This window comes from Geobacillus sp. G4 (genome assembly GCF_040327975.1).
Lineage (GTDB): Bacteria > Bacillota > Bacilli > Bacillales > Anoxybacillaceae > Geobacillus > Geobacillus thermoleovorans.
On record NZ_JBEPJY010000050.1, the window covers coordinates 1 to 1205 of the forward strand.

At 52.9% G+C, this 1205-nt stretch carries 1 protein-coding gene and 1 pseudogene; both read left to right on the forward strand.

Features of this window, described 5'->3' with window-relative positions; translation table 11 throughout:
* Window positions 1-198: pseudogene (locus tag ABS784_RS16810) on the forward strand (IS481 family transposase); the annotation flags it as partial.
* The gene (locus tag ABS784_RS16815) at window positions 191-991 is read left to right on the forward strand and encodes an ExeA family protein (protein WP_020961374.1); all 801 of its coding nucleotides are present in this window, start codon (window positions 191-193) and stop codon (window positions 989-991) included. The pseudogene ABS784_RS16810 and the gene ABS784_RS16815, both read left to right, overlap by 8 nt.
* Window positions 992-1205: the final 214 nt, after the last annotated feature.

Genomic DNA, 1205 nt, shown 5'->3' on the forward strand with positions numbered 1-1205 from the left:
CAGCTATACGAAGTGCCGCCTCGGTTCATTGGGCAATCGATTGAGCTCCGCTATGACGAACGAGGCGTCTATGTGTACGAAGATGGAAGGAAGGTGGCGGAGGCCGTTCGGGTTCGTTTGGAGGACAACGCCTATGTAAAACGCCATCGGTCCCCGTTTGCGGCGATTCCGGCGAAGGAGGGAGAACACGGTGTATAAATCGTTTTACTCCCTTTCGCGGGAGCCGTTTGCGAAAGAAACAGACCCGTCCGAGGCGTATCAAGGGGCGTCATTTCAGGAAGCGCTGCGGGCGCTGGAGTACGTGAAGCGAACGCGGGGAATCGGGCTGTTGATCGGAGAGCCGGGGGCGGGCAAGACGTTCGCCCTTCGGGCGCTGAAAGAGTCATTGAATCCATCATTGTATCATGTCGTCTACTTTCCGTTATCCACCGGAGGCGTGATGGATTTTTACCGTGGACTGGCCTTGGGATTAGGAGAGGAACCGAAGTACCGCAAGGTAGATCTCTTCCGCCAAATCCAGCAGGCGATCGAGCGATTGTATCATGAACGACGGATCACGCCGGTGTTCATTTTGGACGAGATGCATTTAGCAAAGGATGCATTTTTACAGGACATCGCCATCTTGTTCAACTTTGAGATGGATTCGACCAACCCATTTGTCTTGATTTTGGCCGGGCTGCCCCATTTACAGGGGAAGCTGCGGCTCAATCAGCACCACCCTCTCGACCAACGGATCATCATGCGATACCGGATGGGGCCGCTGGAGAGGGAAGAGGTGGCGGGCTACATCGAGCATCGGATGAAACAGGCCGGGGCGAAGCATCCGATCTTCACTCCATCGGCGTTAGAGGCGATTGCCCTGCAGTCGCGGGGATGGCCTCGGGTGATCAACACGTTGGCCACGACGTGCCTGTTATACGGGTATCAGCTGAAAAAGGACGCCATTGACGAAGAAGTGGTGCGCATGGCCGCAGAGGAAATGGGGTATTAGCACGAAAGGGGCCGAATCGGCCTCTTTTGTGCTTTCACTTTTCCATTTTCCATCGGTCCATCAGGCGCGCTGGAAATCTTCATCTGAAAGAGCGTGCAAACGTTCCGAAAGAATGTGCAAAATCCGGAACAATCCGCAAAAATTTTGCACATTATTTCAGAATCCATCTGAAATAATTTGAAAAAGTGATTCTGAAATAATGTGCTAATTTACA